The 14,445-nt window shown below is 75.8% G+C and carries 14 protein-coding genes; 5 read left to right on the plus strand and 9 right to left on the minus strand.

What is annotated here, in order from left to right:
- Window positions 1-21: 21 nt before the first annotated feature.
- The 3 genes from AB0H75_RS37910 to AB0H75_RS37920 are packed head-to-tail and all read left to right on the plus strand — an operon-like array spanning window position 22 to window position 2,737.
- A complete protein-coding gene (locus tag AB0H75_RS37910) occupies window positions 22-918 on the plus strand; it encodes a sulfotransferase (RefSeq protein ID WP_367804483.1) in 897 nt (298 codons plus the stop codon).
- A complete protein-coding gene (locus AB0H75_RS37915; RefSeq protein WP_367804484.1) occupies window positions 915-1,931 on the plus strand; it encodes a glycosyltransferase family 2 protein in 1,017 nt (338 codons plus the stop codon). Before AB0H75_RS37910 ends, AB0H75_RS37915 begins: the two co-directional genes overlap by 4 nt.
- A complete protein-coding gene (locus AB0H75_RS37920; RefSeq protein ID WP_367804485.1) occupies window positions 1,928-2,737 on the plus strand; it encodes a WecB/TagA/CpsF family glycosyltransferase in 810 nt (269 codons plus the stop codon). Before AB0H75_RS37915 ends, AB0H75_RS37920 begins: the two co-directional genes overlap by 4 nt.
- Window positions 2,738-2,764: 27 nt before the next feature.
- On the opposite strand, the gene AB0H75_RS37925 is transcribed toward AB0H75_RS37920, so the two are convergent.
- From AB0H75_RS37925 to AB0H75_RS37950, 6 genes are read right to left on the minus strand one after another with little or no spacing between them, the layout of a single operon-like run.
- Window positions 2,765-3,655, minus strand: coding sequence for a sulfotransferase (locus tag AB0H75_RS37925; protein ID WP_367804486.1), 891 nt, complete (start codon window positions 3,653-3,655; stop codon window positions 2,765-2,767).
- The gene (locus tag AB0H75_RS37930) at window positions 3,652-4,944 is read right to left on the minus strand and encodes a lipopolysaccharide biosynthesis protein (protein WP_367804487.1); all 1,293 of its coding nucleotides are present in this window, start codon (window positions 4,942-4,944) and stop codon (window positions 3,652-3,654) included. Before AB0H75_RS37930 ends, AB0H75_RS37925 begins: the two co-directional genes overlap by 4 nt.
- The gene (locus AB0H75_RS37935; protein ID WP_367804523.1) at window positions 4,932-5,777 is read right to left on the minus strand and encodes a sulfotransferase domain-containing protein; all 846 of its coding nucleotides are present in this window, start codon (window positions 5,775-5,777) and stop codon (window positions 4,932-4,934) included. The genes AB0H75_RS37930 and AB0H75_RS37935 overlap by 13 nt, the downstream gene beginning before the upstream one ends.
- A 5-nt stretch (window positions 5,778-5,782) precedes the next feature.
- Complete coding sequence (locus AB0H75_RS37940) at window positions 5,783-6,685, minus strand: hypothetical protein (protein ID WP_367804488.1); 903 nt, start codon at window positions 6,683-6,685, stop codon at window positions 5,783-5,785.
- Window positions 6,682-7,962, minus strand: coding sequence for a hypothetical protein (locus AB0H75_RS37945; protein ID WP_367804489.1), 1,281 nt, complete (start codon window positions 7,960-7,962; stop codon window positions 6,682-6,684). Before AB0H75_RS37945 ends, AB0H75_RS37940 begins: the two co-directional genes overlap by 4 nt.
- Complete coding sequence (locus tag AB0H75_RS37950) at window positions 7,959-9,593, minus strand: YveK family protein (protein WP_367804490.1); 1,635 nt, start codon at window positions 9,591-9,593, stop codon at window positions 7,959-7,961. The genes AB0H75_RS37945 and AB0H75_RS37950 overlap by 4 nt, the downstream gene beginning before the upstream one ends.
- Window positions 9,594-9,920: 327 nt before the next feature.
- On the opposite strand from AB0H75_RS37950, the gene AB0H75_RS37955 reads away from it, so the two are divergent.
- Window positions 9,921-11,021: a glycoside hydrolase family 26 protein gene (locus AB0H75_RS37955; RefSeq protein ID WP_367804491.1), complete on the plus strand. Its 1,101-nt coding sequence runs from the start codon at window positions 9,921-9,923 to the stop codon at window positions 11,019-11,021.
- Window positions 11,022-11,046: 25 nt separating this feature from the next.
- On the opposite strand, the gene AB0H75_RS37960 is transcribed toward AB0H75_RS37955, so the two are convergent.
- From AB0H75_RS37960 to AB0H75_RS37970, 3 genes are all read right to left on the minus strand, one after another.
- Window positions 11,047-11,934 carry a sulfite exporter TauE/SafE family protein gene (locus AB0H75_RS37960; protein WP_367804492.1) on the minus strand — a complete coding sequence of 296 codons (888 nt, stop codon included), beginning with the start codon at window positions 11,932-11,934 and terminating at the stop codon, window positions 11,047-11,049.
- Window positions 11,931-13,157, minus strand: coding sequence for an adenylyl-sulfate kinase (gene cysC / locus AB0H75_RS37965; RefSeq protein ID WP_367804493.1), 1,227 nt, complete (start codon window positions 13,155-13,157; stop codon window positions 11,931-11,933). The genes AB0H75_RS37960 and cysC overlap by 4 nt, the downstream gene beginning before the upstream one ends.
- Window positions 13,158-13,227: 70 nt before the next feature.
- Window positions 13,228-13,947, minus strand: a complete 720-nt coding sequence (locus AB0H75_RS37970; RefSeq protein ID WP_367804494.1) for a class I SAM-dependent methyltransferase — start codon at window positions 13,945-13,947, stop codon at window positions 13,228-13,230.
- A gap of 62 nt (window positions 13,948-14,009) precedes the next feature.
- On the opposite strand from AB0H75_RS37970, the gene AB0H75_RS37975 reads away from it, so the two are divergent.
- Window positions 14,010-14,375 carry a signal peptidase I gene (locus AB0H75_RS37975; RefSeq protein WP_367804495.1) on the plus strand — a complete coding sequence of 122 codons (366 nt, stop codon included), beginning with the start codon at window positions 14,010-14,012 and terminating at the stop codon, window positions 14,373-14,375.
- Window positions 14,376-14,445 lie beyond the last annotated feature (70 nt).

Genomic DNA, 14,445 nt, shown 5'->3' on the forward strand with positions numbered 1-14,445 from the left:
CCTGACGCGAAGGTCTCCCCGTTGTCCGATCACGCAGCCACCCCTCGGGTCGTCTACCTGGGCGGTCTGGGACGAAGCGGCACCACGCTGCTCGAACGGCTCCTCGCCGAGCTGCCCGGCGTGATCGCCCTCGGAGAGGTCGTGCACCTCTGGGAGAGAGGCGTGCTCGCGGCGGAGCTCTGCGGGTGCGGCGTGCCCTTCCCCTCCTGCCCCTTCTGGCGGGAGGTGGGAGAGCGTGCCTTCGGCGGATGGTCGGCCCGGCAGGCCGAGCGCATGGTGACGCTGCGCCACCGGGTCGACCGCACCCGCCGGATCCCGCGCATCGCCCATCCCGACCTCGCCGCCTACGTCCGGGCCTACCGGACGCTCTACACCGCCACCGGCGCCGGCGTCGTCATCGACTCCAGCAAGCACGCCTCGTTGGCCTGCTGCCTGCTGAGCGGCGGGGTGGACGTCCGGATCGTGCAGGTGGTGCGCGATCCCCGGGCCGTCGCCCACTCCTGGGGCCGCGCCGTCGAGCGGCCCGAGGACGGCCGGCTCATGACCCGGTGGGGGCCCGCCCGCACCGCCCTGCACTGGACCGCCCAGAACGCCGCCCTGGAGCTGCTCGCCCGGCGCGGCGCCCGCATGACCACCGTGCGCTACGAAGACCTGCTCGGCGCCCCCGGCCCCACGCTCCTCGCGCTCGCGCGCGAGCTGGGGCTGACCGTCGCGGAGCTGCCGTTCCTGGACGGGCGCACCGCCTGGCTGGGGCCGTCCCACACCGTCTCCGGCAACCCCATGCGCTTCCACGTGGGGCGGGTGGAGCTGCGGCGCGACGACTCGTGGGCCACCGGGCTGCCCGGCGGCGACCGGCGCGTGGTCAACACGCTCACCTGGCCCCTCAGAGCGCGTTACGGCTACCGGGGGGCGGCGTGAGATCCGTGGGCGTGGTCGTCCCGACGCGGGGCGACCGGCCCGCCACCCTGCGCCAGGCCGTCGAAGGAGTGCTGGCGCAGGAGCACCCGGGCGCGCTGACGGTGGCCGTCGTGGTGGACGGCGGGGCGGGTGGCACGGCGGGTGGCACGGCGGGTGGCACAGTGGGCGGCGCGGCGAGTGGCACAGTGGGCGGCGCGGCGGGCGGCGCGGCGGGCGGTGGGGCCGGCGTGGCGAAGGTGTGCCTGGAGATCGCCGGGCAGCTGCGCGGGCTGGCGGGCGCGGCGCGGCGGCGGGTCCTGGTCCTGCCCAACACGCGCACGCCCGGCCTGCCGGGAGCCCGCAACACCGGCATCGCCGCCCTCGGCACCGACCTGGTCGCCTTCTGCGACGACGACGACCTGTGGCTGCCCGGCAAGCTCGCCGCCCAGCTCGACGCCCTGCGCGACGGCGGGGGCGAGTTCGCGAGCTGCGGCATCGAGGTCGAGCACGACGGCCACCGGGTGCCGCGCCTCGCGGGCACGTCGGAGGTGCGTGCCGCCGACCTCGTCAGGTCCCGCATGGTGATGGTCCACTCCTCGACGTTCCTGTTCGAGCGCGGCGCCGTGTGGCCCGACGAGAGCGCCCCCGGCGGGCAGAACGAGGACTGGGACCTCGCCCTGCGCGCCGCCAAGCGCCGCCCCATCGCGTACGTCGACCGCCCGCTCGTCCGGGTGCGCTGGGGCGCCTCCCACTACGCCGCCCGATGGGCGGACCGCATCGCCGGGCTCGACTGGATGCTCGCCCGGCACCCCGAACTGGCCGTGGACCCGCGCGGCGCGGCGCGGGTCTACGGTCAGCTGGCGTTCGGGCACGCCGCGCTCGGCCGCCGGCGCCAGGCGCTGCGCTGGGCCGCCCGCGCCCTCGCCGCCCGCCTCGTCGAGCCCCGCGCGCCGATCGCGCTGGCGGTGGCCGCCGGCCTGGTCTCCGCGCCGGCGGTCCTGTCCCGCCTGCACGACCGGGGCCACGGCATATGACCTCCCACGTCACGCGGGCCCGGCCCGTGCCCGCCCCGGCGCCGGGCGGCCGGGTACGCGTCGGCGGGGTGGACCTCGACCCGGTGACGCAGGCGGAGGCCGTGGAGCGGGTGGCCGACGGGCTGGCGGCCGGGCGGGGCGGGCACATCGTCACCCCCAACGCCGACATCTGCCGGATGGCCGCCGCCGATCCCGCGCTCGGGCGGCTCGTCGCCTCGGCCGACCTGGTGGTGGCCGACGGGATGCCGCTGGTGTGGGCGTCGCGGCTGCTGGGCGTGCCGCTGCCGGAGCGGGTGACGGGCGCCGACCTCCTGTGGGCGCTGTGCGGCCTGGCCGCGCGCCGGGGCTGGCCGGTCTACCTGCTCGGCGGGCCTCCCGGCGCCCCGCAGCAGGCCGCCAGGGCGCTCGTCCGGACGTATCCGGGATTGCGGGTCTGCGGGGCCCACGCGCCGTCCTACGGCTTCGACACCGGGCGGGAGGGGCGCGAGGCCGTCCGGCGCAAGGTCGTCACCGCCCGTCCCCGGCTGGTCTTCGTCGGCCTCGGGTTCCCCCGCCAGGACCACCTCATCGCCGAGCTGCGGCGCGACCTGCCCCGGGCGTGGTTCCTGGGGTGCGGGGCCGCGATCGGGTTCGCCGCCGGGGCCGTGCCGAGGGCGCCGCGGTGGATGCGCCGGGCCGGGCTGGAGTGGGCGTTCCGGCTCTCGGCCGAGCCCGGCCGGCTGGCGCGCCGCTACCTGGTGGACGACCTGCCGTTCGTGGCCCGGCTGCTCGGCCGCTGCCTGGCCACCCGCCTGCTCCACGGCTGACGCCGTTGCGGCCCGGCCCCGCGGGGGTCAGGTCAGGGCGCGGATCCGGGCCGCCTCCTGCGGGGTGAGGCCGCGGGCGGGGTCGGCCAGCGCCTGGCGGGAGTCCATGCGCCGGTACGCCGTACGGGACAGCCCCGTCCACCGGAACGCGCCCGCGGACGGCGACGCGGGGCCGGTGCACGCCCGCCGGACGCGGCGCTCGGCGGCCGGGGTCCACGGCAGGTCCGCGTAGGCGTACAGGCGGCGGAAGCCCGGCAGCGGGTCGGCGGCCAGGGACTCGTAGGAGGTGACGAGGATCCCGGGCGTCCTGGCCAGGACCGTGCGGGCGGCCCGCCAGAGGGCGGCGATCCTGGCCAGGCGATCGGGGGCGGCGCCGACGGCGCGCACCTCGGGGTGGTCGCGGACCAGCAGCGGCTGGTCCAGCAGGTCCAGGGGGTCGGCGTCCCAGCCCAGCCGCTGCCAGCTCGCCACGAACGACACCGGCTCCCGCACCAGCGCGATCACCCGGCAACCCAGCCGCCGCGCGAACCACCCCGCGCTCAGCACCGCGAACGGGTCGTCCAGCAGCGCCCGCCGCCCGCCCAGGCGGCCCAGGGCGAAGGCGGTGCCGTAGCGGAGCAGCCGGGCCAGGTCGTACGGGCGGTGGTTCGCGCGCAGCTCGGCCGGCCACCGGTAGCGCAGCGCGACCGTGTCGCGGAAGGCGGGCAGCCAGAGCTCGTCGTTGTCGTCGCAGATGTACTGGAAGCGGTGGGTGACCTCGGCGGCCAGCACGCCGGGGCAGCGGCCGGGCGGGTGCTGGGGGTTGAGCGGCTCGTTGACGTAGACCAGCTCGCCGCCGGCCGCCAGCATCCTGCCCGCCCAGCTCGTGCCGCTCCTGGGCAGCCCGGTGACCAGCACCGGGGCGGGGCGGGCGCTCATGCCGCCGCCCACGTACGCGGGCGCAGCGCGGCGAGCGTGTGCCGGCCGAACGGGCGCAGGCCGTAGCCGCGGTGGAGCTGCCAGAGCGGCAGCAGGTTCTTGACCAGCACCCCGCCCGACCAGCCGGCCACCGCGCCGAGCGCGCCGTGCGCGGGGACCAGCGCCAGGTCCAGCGCCAGGGTGCAGGCCACGGCCGCCAGCAGGTTGAGCAGGCTGGCCGTGGTGCGCCCGGCGGCGGTGAGCACGACGTCCACCATCCCGCAGGCCGTGGCCACCATCATCGTGGCCGCCAGCACCAGCGCGACCGGCGCCGCCGCACCGTACGCGGGCCCGAACACCGCCAGCAGCCACGGCGCCAGCGCCGCGTACGCCAGCCACACCGGCCACGTCAGCAGCACCAGCCAGATCGTCGCGGTCTGGTAGAGCTCCCTGGCCCGCGCCAGCTCGCCGTCGGCCAGCGCGCTCACCAGCCTGGCCTGCACGGCCTGCGTCAGGCCCTGGTTCGCGAGCTGGCCCACGACCTTGAACCGGGTGGCGGCGGTGTAGACGGCGGCCTGCGCGGGCCCGGCCAGCAGGGCGACGATCACGACGTCCACGCGCTGGAGCACGGCCTGGATCGCCGCCGCCAGGGAGCGGGGGGCGGTGTAGCGCCACAGGTCGCGCGCCGTCCCCGGCAGGTACGGGCTCCGCGGCGCCCGCCCGCGTACCGAGGCGAGGGCGAGGACCAGCACCGGCACGTACGGCAGCCCCCACGCCACCGGCAGCCACCCCGGCCGCCCGGCCAGGGCCACGGCGGCGACCAGGACGAGCTGGGCGGCGGGCAGCGCCATCCCGTCCAGCAGCACGCTCGGCCGCAGCGAGCCGAAGCCGCGGGTGGCGGCCAGCAGCACGTCCGCGAGCACGATGACCGGCACCGTCGCCGCCACCGGCCCCACTCGTGGCCACAGCAGGGCGGCGGCGAGGGTGGCCGCCAACGCGCACGGAACGGTCGCTGCCCTGATATATCCGGACATGCCGCGATACCCGTACGTCGCCGCCCTCGCGATGAAGTACACCAGCCCGTTCCCGGCGTCCAGCTTCGCGATCCCGGCCGCCATGAGCGTCACGGCGGTCACCGCAAAGAACGCCCCGGCCTCGGCCGCGCCGGCCGCCCGCGTCACGACCACGACGAGCGCGAACTGCGCCGCCGCCGACGTGCCGGCCGCCGCCAGCCCCGCCACCCCGCCCCGCGCCGCCCCGCCCCGGTGGCGCAGGCTCGCGACCAGGCGGCCGGGGATCACCGCCGCCACGACGGCTCCTCGTCCAGCCAGCGCACCAGCCGCGCGTCGTACGGCTCGAAGTGCTCGCGCAGCGCCCGCTCCAGCTCGCCCGGCAGCGGCCGGGGGCGGGGCCGCCCGTTGTGCCGCTCGAACACCGGATAGCCCAGGTGCGGCACCCCCAGGAACTCCAGCACTCGGTCGTGCACGTGCTCCGGGTCCGTGAAGAACCGGTGGCTGTCGAGCACCAAGATGCGGTCGCGCCCGAACAGCGGTTCCAGCCGGTCGAGCTGGTCGGCGTAGCGGCCCCGGGCCAGGTAGGCGTGGTGGCGGTGGGAGTGGTGCCGCGCGTGCGGCGACCCGCGCAGCAGCTCCTCGGCCCCGGCGAGCCGCGCCTGCTCCAGCTCGACGGCCCGCTCGAACAGGGGCTCCCGCTCGTACCCCCGGGCCAGCTCGTGCGCGTGCGCCGAGCGGGCCCGCTCGACCGGGTCGCGGACGAGCACGATGAGCTTGACGCCGGGCAGGTCCGCCGCGATCCGCTCCCCGGCCGTCGGGTGGAACAGGTAGTAGGGGGACGACTCGAAGGCCAGCGCCCGCCCGCCGTACCGGTGCGCGAGCAGCGCCGCCCCGGCCCGCAGCGGGAAGTGCGCCCGGTACCAGGCGAGCCCACGCCAGTAGGCCACGTCGAAGTAGTGCACGCCCTTGTGCAGCACGGGTTTGAGCAGCAGCGGGTGCCGCGCCAGCGCCCGGTACAGGGACGTCGTGCCGCACCGCTGCCCGCCCGCGATCAGGAACGCCGGCAGCAGCCGCGCGCCGGCGGTGAGCCGGCCGGCGGTCCTCGACAGCGACAGGACCGGCCGCTTCATGGTTCTCACGTCAGCAGCTCCTCGTGGTCGACGGCCGGGTTGAGCCAGGTGTGGGGCGGGCCGAGCGGCTCGTGGCCGTCGGCGGCGTGCCGGTCGGCCAGGGCGATGAGGTAGCGCAGGGCGGTCTGCCGGGCGACGGCCGCCGTCAGGCCGAGCGGCGCCAGCTCGCGCGGGGCCCCGGCCACGCAGGCGCGGGCGGCCGCGGCGGGCCGCATCCGGCGCAGGGCGCGGTGGAAGAGGTGGTGCAGAGCGTCGAAGCCGGCGGGGACGCCGATCTCGTAGCGCTCCCAGTCCCACACGAGCAGCCGCCCGTCGGGCGCGGGGCACACGTTCCAGGGCGCGAGGTCCCCGTGCCAGGCGGCGGCGCGGCCGTCGCCGGTGGCGGCGATCTCCGCGATCGCGGCCAGCAGCAGCGGCCGGGGCGCGCGGCTGCGGCGCCGTACGGGCAGCGCCGACAGCACCAGCACCGCGAGGCCGCGCCACTCGCCGAGGTGCAGCACGGTGGGCGCGACCACGGTCCGCAGGCCGAGCCCGGCCAGCCGGCGCAGCGCCGCCGCCTCGGCGGCGACCAGCGCGCGGGCCCGGGCGCTGTCGCCGACCTTCACGAACGCCACCGCCCGCCCGTCCGCGCGGGCCTCCAGCACCGGCTTGCGGTTGGCCCGCCGCGCCGGCCGCACGTGCAGGACGGTCTCGACCGGCCGCCCGAGGACCTCCCCCAGGTACGCCGCGATCGAGCCCTCCCCGGGCACCACCACCGGCGAGCCCACGTGCCACCAGCGCCGCGGCGCCAGCCGGCGGGGCACGGCGGCGTGCGGCAGCACGGTGTACGCCCGGGGCGCCCCTGACCCGGGATACAGCAGCCGGACGGTGTCGGCCAGGTAGTCGAGGCGGACGGCGGCGTCGCTCACGCGGCACCCCGCTGGGCGTTGCGCCACAGGAGGGCGAAGGAGATGAGGTAGAGGATGAGCGGGGTGACCAGGCCGTCGTAGACGAACATGTAGAGCAGCACCAGCCCCATCACCAGCACCCCGCCGAGCCCGACGGGGCTGCGGTCGGCCCAGTGGCGGCGGATCGCGCCGGCGAAGAAGGCGACGTACAGCGCGGCCCCGGTGAAACCCTGCGTGATGATCAGCAGCCAGAGCTGCCCGTCGCTGCCGAGCGGCGGATGCCCGCAGTCGGGGCACCACCCGGTCCTGCCGGTGGTGATCGTGCGGTGGTTGCCCAGCGCGTTGCGGGTGTTGCCGTAGCCGATCACCGGCGAGTGCGTGGCGGCGGCGAGCGTGGCGGTGACGGTGAAGGCCCGGATGTCGTTGGAGTGCGGCCGGTCCAGCCGCTGCGTGAACAGCGTCGCCAGCGGGCTGAGCGCGAGCACCAGCGCCGCCCCGGCCGCCGTCGCGCACAGCGCGACCCTGGCGCGCCCGCCGGTGCGGGCGACCAGGTAGAGGGCGGACAGGCCGAGCCCGATCCACAGGCCCCGGTTGAGCGAGTAGACGACGGGGACCGCGGCGACGGCGGCGACGGCGGTCACGAACACCCGCTGCCGCCGGCCCCCGTGCGCCCACCAGCCGACGACGGCCCAGACCAGCAGCACCGACAGGTTGCTGCCCCAGGCGTTGGCCCATTCGAAGGGCGCCTCCGGCCGCGGCATGGCGTGGCCGAGCACCTTCTGGGTCTGGGCGGCGGTCGGGTGGATGAGGTTCTGGACGAACGCGTTGCCGCTCAGCCAGTCGGGCAGCAGCAGCTCCAGCGGCGAGGTGAACGCGAACCCGGGCGCGAGGACGCCGAGCAGCCCGCCGGCCACCGTCGTGACGAACAGCACGCCCAGCCACCGCACCAGCCGCAGTTGCGGCAGCTCCCGCTCGGTCAGGTTGCCCAGATAGAGCACCATGATCAGGACGCTGGCGTAGAGCGCCAGCCGCATCGCGTAGCCGATGATCCGGCCGGGGCTGAGGTCGCCGTACGTGCCGGGCGGCGACTCGCCCAGCATCGTCGCGCTCACGAGGTAGCCGGCCAGCAGCAGCACCCACAGCCCGAACCCGGGCGGCACCTTGACCGGCCGGCGCCGCCACAGCAGCACCGCCATCGGCCCGGCCAGAACGATCACCGCCAGGCCGCCGGCGCCGAGCGCCCACCAGAGCGGGTAGCCGACCAGCAGCGCGGCGATCGGCCAGGCGGGGCCCCTCACGCCGGTCGGCCCGGCCGGGGCCGGTGCAGCGCCTGGACGGGCGAGGTCTCGGCCGACATGCCGGCCCCGGGCGCCGCGCCGAACTCCCCGGGCGGCCCGAACGCGGCGGAGGGACCCCGGTGACCGGAGGGCCCGTCAGCAGTGGTGCTGCGATGGCCGGGGAGCCCGTCAACGGTGGTGCCGCGGTGACCGGAGGGTCCGTCGGTGGCGGGGCCGCGGTGGCCGGAGGGTCCGTCGGTGGCGGTGCCGAACTCGGCGGTGGCCACGAGCTTGCCGAGCGGCGTGTGCGGGCGCGACTCCAGCAGGGGCACGAACTCCGGCACCGCGTCGGCGGCGGTCACCACGCCGATGACCGGCACGCCGTGCCGCGCCAGGTGGCGGACGGCGGCGGCGACCTGCGTGGCGGTGACCAGGCCGAGCCCCACGAGCAGCAGGGCCGCGTCCGCCCTGGCCAGGTCGCGCACGTCGCTGCCGTCGAGCACGGTCAGCGGGGCGGCGACGGTCAGCGGGAGAGCGGCGGCCGTCGGCCCGGCCGGGGACGCGGCTGAGGACCCGGCCGAGGGCACGGCCGAAGACCCGGCCGGAGACCCGGCCGGAGACCCGGCCGAGGGCACGGCCGGAGACCCGGCGGAGAACCCGGCCGGGGACGTGGCCGGGGACGCGGCGTACAGGCCGGCGGGCAGTGCCCGGACCAGCAGCCGTTTGCCGGGGCAGCCGGCCACGACGGCGCTGGCCAGCTCGTGCAGGACGCCGGGCTCGCGCGGCCCGGACAGGTCGGCCAGCACCGGCAGGCCGGTCAGCCGCTCGACGTCGGCGGCGCGGCGCAGCCGGACGTCGAGCCGGTCGCGGGCGTAGGCGGCGGCCGACCCGGTCAGCAGCCCCGCCATGAGGCCGGTGCCGAGGTAAAGGGGCAGGCTGGGGGAGCTGGGCGCGGCCGGCGGCATGGCCCTGCTGATGACCGTGCCGGGGGTCACCGCCACGGTGCGCAGGGCGTCGTACCTGAGCGCGAGGCCGGCGGCCTGCCGGCTGAGCACGCCCTGCCGCTGCAGCGCGATGGACCGCTCGGGGCCGCCCTTGGGGAGCTGGGCCAGCCGCCGGAATGCCGCGTCGAGGCCGGCGTTGACCTGCTTGAGCTTGCGCAGCACGGCCTGCTGCTGGTCGGCCAGCGCGGCCAGCGCGCTCGCGCGGCGGTGGGCGAGGTAGGCGTCGGCGTACGCGCCGGACTGGGCGGCGGCGGTGCGCGGGTCGGCGGCGGTGACCGCGATCGACAGGATCGCCGAGTTGGGCGGGACGGTGACCTCCGCGGGCCCGGGCACGACGCCGCCGAGCGCCTTGGCGGCCCGGGCGGCGACCACGGACGACTCCGCGACCTGCGCCTCGGTGTCGAGGTTGAGCGGTTCGCGCTGGCGGGCGGTGACCTGGTTGCCGCTCTCCTGCGGGCCGGCGGGCATGACCTGCACCTGCGTGGCGGCGGTGTAGGCGGGCGGCGTGAGCCGCATGAGCCCGAGCCCCGCGGTGCAGCCGGCCACGACGCAGCCCACCAGGATCAGCCACCGCCTGCGCAGCAGGGACAGGTGCGCCTCCAGCTCCCCGCCGGGGCGGCGGGCCTGGACGTCCGGCGGCTGGGTCATGCGGCGGTCTCCTGGGGGGTGTGTGCGCGTTGTCGCCGTCCGGCGACGCTGGGTCACGGGGCTAGGCGTGCGCCCACTATAGGGCGGACGATCAGCACCCGAGCTGAATCCGCAAGATTTTCTCCGGTACGGCAGGAAAGAAGGGCTCCCATAAATCGAAATTCCATGAAAATCCGGGCACGGCTTTACCCTCGGTCACCTGGGGATACTCACCACACTGGCTGAAGTTCCGGGAACGACATGGCAAGGTTCAGGTGTGACAACTCGGGGGTCCTTCGACAAGGAGGTCGGACGGTTTTGCGAATACGGGGAGTTATTTCCGGAACAGTGGCGGCGCTCGTCGTGATCGTGGCGCTGACCGGCTGCTCCGGCACGTCCGGCCCGGCGACGGACCCCGCCACGAGCCCGGGGGCGGGCCAGGCGGGCACTGCGGGCCCGGTCGCGGCGCCACCGGTCGCGACGGCGACCAAACGGGTGACGGGGGTGCCGGCCTGCACGGCCACCGCGAGGCTCATCCCGTCCTGCGGCGTCTGGTGGGGGCTGGCGCCGGAGGTCTTCACCGGCGCGCCGGTCGAGCAGGCCCTGCGCGGGGCGGAGGCCCGCATGGGCGCGGCGGCCGACGTGCTGCACGTCTACCACAGGGGGAGCGAGTTGTTCCCGACCAAGGCCGAGATCCGGCTGGCCCGCGACCCGGCCCGGCCGCGGCTGCTCATGATCAACTGGAAGCCGTCGCGCGACCGCACCTGGGCCGAGATCGCCCGCGGCGAGCTGGACGGCAAGATCGACCGGCTGGCCGCCCACCTGCGGCGCACCTTCCCCGAGCGTTTCTTCCTCACTCTGCACCACGAGCCCGAGAACGACGTGGACGAGGACCCGGGGTCGGGCATGCGGGCCGCCGACTACGCCGCGATGTACCGGCACGTGGTGCTGCGGCTGCGGGGGCAGGGCGTCCGCAACGCGGTCATGGTCATGACGTACATGGGGGCGCCCAACTGGGCGGTCGAGCCGTGGTTCGAGCAGCTCTACCCGGGCGACGACGTCGTGGACTGGGTGGGCATGGACCCCTACGCCGACGACCGGGTCAAGGACTTCCACGGGCTGGTCGACAAGGTACGCAAGGAGAAGAAGTACGCCCAGTGGCCGGGCTTCTACCGGTGGATGCAGCTCCGCTTCCCCGGCAAGCCGGTCATGGTGGCCGAGTGGGGGGTGTTCGAGCGGCCCCGCGATCGGGGGTTCAAGCGCCGGTTCTTCGAGTCGGTGGGGCGGCAGGTCAAGCAGTATCCGCAGATCAAGGCGCTGTTCTACTTCGACTCGCCGCGGGCGCCGCGCGGTGACACGAGCTTCGACTCCGATCCGGGGGCCGCGCGGGCCTTCGAGCGGCTCGCCCAGGATCCGTACTTCCGCTCGACCCCGGTCCCGCGTCCCTAGCGGCCCGTGTCACTGGCGACCCGTGTCACTGGCGGCCCGCGGTGCTCATGGCCTCGTCGCGGGCGGCCGGCTCGGCCGTCCTGCGGGCCCGCCAGCGCCAGCCGGTGATCACGACGGCGGTGGCGGCGACCAGGGCGGCGACGGTGAGGGTGTTGCTCGCGTCCAGGAGCTTGAGCGCCGAGGCCAGCAGCACGATCGCCAGCAGCGCGCGGATCAGGCCGCCCGGGGCGCGCGAGGAGATCCGGGCGCCGAGGTAGACGCCGGGGATCGAGCCGATGAGCAGCGAGAGCGTGAGGTCGAGCTGGAAGTCGCCGAACAGGAGGTGGCCGAGCGCGGCGGCGGCGACCAGCGGCACGGCCTGCACCAGGTCGGTGCCGACGAGCTGGTTGGCCTTGAGCGCCGGATAGAGCGCGAGCAGGGCCACGATGATGAGCGAGCCCGAGCCGACGGAGGAGACTCCGACGACCAACCCGCCCACCATACCGACCAGTAGGGTCGGAATCGGGCGCACGACGATGTCGCGGGCGCTCGCCGTGCCGCCCCGCCCGCCGAGCAGCGTCTTGACCGCCATGCCCGCCACGGCCAGCAGCAGCGCCACGCCCAGGGCGTACTTGACGGCGTCGGTGACCGCGAACGCGCGGGCCAGGAACACCCCGCAGAACGCGGCCGGCACCGACCCCGCGCACAGCCAGCCCACCAGGCGCAGGTTGACCGTGCCCCGGCGCAGGTGCACCACGCTGCCGACCGGCTTCATCACGGCCGAGGCCACCAGGTCGCTGGAGACCGCGGCGAGCGGCGGGACGTTGAAGAACAACATCATCATCGGCGTCATGAGCGCGCCGCCGCCCATGCCGGTCAGCCCGACCACGATCGCGACGAGGAAGGACCCGCCGATCAGCGCCAAGTCGATCAACGAACCCAACCTCCGGACCGCAGCGTCTCCAGCACCCGGGAGACGGCCGCCTCGATCGTGATGTGCGTCGTGTCGATGACCAGCTCGGCGTCGTCCGGCTCCTCGTAGGGGTCGGAGACGCCGGTGAACTCGGGGATGAGCCCGGCGCGGGCCTTGGCGTACAGGCCCTTGCGGTCGCGCCGCTCGCACTCCTCCAGCGGCGTGGCCACGTGGACCAGCAGGAAGTCGGCGCCGACCGCCTCGACCATCGCGCGTACCTCGGCGCGGGTGGCGGCGTAGGGGGCGATGGGCGCGCAGATGGCCAGCCCGCCGTGCCGGGCGACCTCGGCGGCCACGAAGCCGATGCGGCGGATGTTGAGGTCGCGGTCGGCCTTGGAGAAGGTCAGGCCCTTGGACAGCAGGTGACGCACCACGTCGCCGTCGAGGTAGGTGACCTGGCGGCTGCCCAGCTCCAGCAGCTCGTCGCGCAGGCCGCGGGCGATGGTGGACTTGCCCGAGCCCGACAGGCCGGTGAAGAAGACCACCAGGCCGCGGCGGTGCGGCGGCCCCGGGATGGTCACCGGGTCGGGGCCCGGCAGGTGCTCGGCGGCGCCGTACGCGGCCGCGACGCGCTCGCGCAGCTCCAGGTCGATCTCGGGCTCCTCGCGCGGTGCCAGGGGCACGGGGACCACCAGCGTGCCGGCGGGCAGCCGCTCCTGGGCGCGCAGCGCGGCGCGGACCACGGCGGGGCCGCCCTCGCCGTACGCGAGGGGCATCAGCACGATCACCGCGTCCAGCTCCTTGGCGGTGGCGGTGATCTCGGAGAGGTCGTCGAGCGGGCCCCGCATGGTGACGGCGAGCGCCGCGCGCCCGCCGAGCTCGGCCCTGACCTGCGCCGGGGTGCGTCGCAGGCGGGCGAACGGCCCGTGCTCGGGCGCGCCGAGACCCCGGACGGGCCCGGCGACCAGCCCGTCGGCCTCCCGCGCGGTCACCGTGAGGACCGCGAGCGGCACGCCCTCGGGGTCCAGCAGGGTCACTTCGTCGCCGGGGGAGACCCCGGAGGAGACGTCGGCGGGCAGGTGGAGGGTGACCGGGGCGGGCCACGGCGTGCCGTCGGCGAGCGTGCCGCTCTCGTGGACCGCGTGCAGGTCGTCGTGGCCGAGGAACCCCGTCAGCGGCTCGAAGGCGCCGGAGAGCAGCAGCTCGAGGTCGGCCAGCTCGTGCGGCTCGGGGGTCCACTCCACGTTTCCGACATCCCAACTAATCCGACTGACTTGGTAGGGAACGAGTGTACCGACTTCTGCTGGTTCGTCGCTAGAGGACCCTGGCGAAGTGATGCTGCGGCTTCCTGATCACCATGGTGATCTCGTCGTGCGCGGCCGAGTGGCGGCCGCTGGTCAGCCGGGAGACCGCGGTGATCGCGGCACGCCCCAGGCGGCCGGCGCGGGCGGGGCCGGTCGCCCGCCGCTCCTCGTCGGTGATCATGAGCCCGCGGCTCAGGCAGAACGCGTGCATGCCGTCGGTGGAGGCCAGCGGTTCGTACACGGCGGGCAGCGGCCCCGGCCTGCCCGGCCCGATCACCGCCCGCCACAGCGCCCGGCGCGCCCACGCCGGCGTGGCGCGGTCCAGCAGCCCGTACGCCGACCGGCGGTCGCGCATGCGCAGCAGCACCAGCCCGCCCGGCCGCAGCGCCTGCAGCAGCCGGTCGAAGATCAGCTCGGCATGCCTGACCCGCTCCAGCAGGAACGACAGCTGGATGAGGTCGTAGGACCTGGGCGGCAGCGGCACGCTGCGCAGGTCGCCCAGCGACCAGGCCACCAGGTCGCCCCGCTCCTCCAGCACCGCCCGGACGACCGGGTGGTCCTCGTCCACGCCGGTGGCCCTGACCTCGACCCGCTCCAGCGCGGGCGGCCCGCCGTGGGCGCAGCCGGCCACCAGCACGTCGAGCCGCCGGCCGAACTGGCCGGCCCAGTGCTCGCGGACCCGCTGCTCGAAGAGATCGCCCCGCAGGGCGACCGATCGCACCTCAGACATGTGACCTAGCGTAGTCATCCGGTCGGTATTGGTAACGCATATCCCTGCTAGCGTTCTGGCTCGTGAGCGACCAAATCTACGTGGGGAACGCGGAGGCGGACGCCGCCGGCGACAGGGGCTGGCTGCTCGGGCACTTCAAGCCGCCCGGCGACCCCCGCCACAGCGACGAGGTCGAGATCAAGTGGGGCGTGCACCGCGCCGGCGAGGAGCGGGCGGAGTGGGTGCGCGGCGAGGAGCGCACCGCCCTGCTCCTGCTCGTCAGCGGCCGGTTCCGGGTGGAGCTGCCCGGCCGCAGCGTGCTGCTGGCCGAGCCGGGCGACTACGTGGTCTGGGGCAGGGGCGTCGACCACTCATGGCGGGCCGAGGAGCCGTCCACCGTGCTCACGGTGCGCTGGCCCTCCGTCCCCGGCTACCGCGTGCCGGGCTAGGGCATCGGTGGAGGTCCGGCGGCGAGTAGTCTGGGAAGCACACCCCCGCGACCTGGCAAGGCCGGGGGTA

Origin of the sequence: Nonomuraea sp. NPDC050783 (genome assembly GCF_040802095.1) — a bacterium.
Classification (GTDB): domain Bacteria; phylum Actinomycetota; class Actinomycetes; order Streptosporangiales; family Streptosporangiaceae; genus Nonomuraea.